Raw genomic sequence first — 1,244 nt, forward strand, 5'->3', positions numbered from 1 at the left:
CCGGAATACTGGGTCAAGTCGGACAGCAATTCGGTGAAAATATTCCGTGCCTTCGGCGATGCGGTTCGGCTGCACGCCGCAGCGAAGGCCGGCGCGCGGGCCGCAGCGGAATAATCAGTCGCCGGATTTTTTATCACGGGTGGCCGCCAGCGACAGCAGCGGCAGCGCCGGGGCATAGGATTCGTAGCCGTCGCCATCGGCAGCCGCGAAGGTGACGATTGGATCGGTGCCATTGGCGCTGAAGGCAACGGTGCCATCGTTTTGCTCGCGCCAGAACTTCGCCTGTTCTATGCCCGGCAAGAGCCGACGGCATTTGGGAGCAACGGTGAGCAACGACAAACCGTCCGAAATTTCGGCCCCGCGGCTGACTGCACAGACCGCCTCATCGCCATTGGCGACCAGCCTGTAGCTGTTGGACGGGGCGGCCTCGTTGGCTACGCTTTCCCGGCTGCCGCCATGAAACAGCTGAATGCCACCAAACAGCGCTGCGGCAGCGATCAATGCGGAAAGTGCTTTCATCATTCTTCATCCACGTACACGGACAGGTTGAACAATGATTCCAAAGGGTTAAGCTGACGTTAATAAATGTGGCAGCCACCGATCAGTTTCTAGCCTTCACATGCGCCGTCTCGGGCACCGGCGTCAGCGGCCGGCGCTCGGTGAACCAGGACACCAGATTGTCGACGCACAGATCCGCCATGGCGCGGCGTGTATGGTCCGAGGCCGAGCCGACATGCGGCAGCAGCGAGGTGTTGGGCGCGTCGAGCAGCGCCTTGGGCACGTTCGGTTCGTCGGCAAAGACATCGAGGCCGGCAGCGGCGATGGTGCCGTTGGCAAGGGCTGCCGCAAGCGCTGCCTCATCGACCGTGCTGCCACGGCCGATGTTGACGAAGACGCCGTTGGCGCCAAGCGCCGACAGTATCTCGGCATTGACCGCCTTCTCCGTCGAGGCGCCGCCCGGCGCGACCGAAATCAACGTATCCACGGCTTCGGCAAGCCCTTTCAGGGTCGCATGATAGTGGTAGGAAAGACCTTCGACACGGCGCCGGTTGTGGTAGGCGACCGGCAAGCCAAAGGCCTCCAGACGCCGGGCAATGGCCTGCCCGATGCGGCCCATGCCGAAAATACCCACACTGCGCCCGCGCAAGGTCAGCCGGCTCAGCGGATAGTTGCCCTTGCGCACCCAGCTGCCGTCGCGCAGCCAGGTCTCGGCGCGCGGCAGGTCGCGGATGGTGTTGATCAAC

Annotated in this window: 2 protein-coding genes and 1 pseudogene; 1 reads left to right on the forward strand and 2 read right to left on the reverse strand. The window is 63.3% G+C overall.

What is annotated here, in order from left to right; translation table 11 throughout:
- A pseudogene (locus ENZ75_RS35470) lies at positions 1-114 on the forward strand (gamma-glutamyl-gamma-aminobutyrate hydrolase family protein); the annotation flags it as partial.
- Here the strand turns inward: ENZ75_RS35470 and ENZ75_RS32240 are convergent.
- Positions 115-519, reverse strand: coding sequence for a hypothetical protein (locus ENZ75_RS32240; RefSeq protein WP_024501916.1), 405 nt, complete (start codon positions 517-519; stop codon positions 115-117).
- Positions 520-601: 82 nt separating this feature from the next.
- The coding region (locus ENZ75_RS32245) for an NAD(P)-dependent oxidoreductase (RefSeq protein WP_128278629.1) at positions 602-1,244 on the reverse strand (643 nt) is incomplete at its 5' end.

The sequence above is a fragment of the Mesorhizobium sp. M7A.F.Ca.CA.002.04.1.1 genome (assembly GCF_004022805.1).
In the GTDB taxonomy this organism is placed as follows: domain Bacteria; phylum Pseudomonadota; class Alphaproteobacteria; order Rhizobiales; family Rhizobiaceae; genus Mesorhizobium; species Mesorhizobium ciceri.

What these genes read in the sequence shown, in the direction of transcription:
- ENZ75_RS32240 (WP_024501916.1), bottom strand. Translation starts at nt 519, where the DNA reads ATGAAAGCACTTTCCGCATTGATCGCTGCCGCAGCGCTGTTTGGTGGC.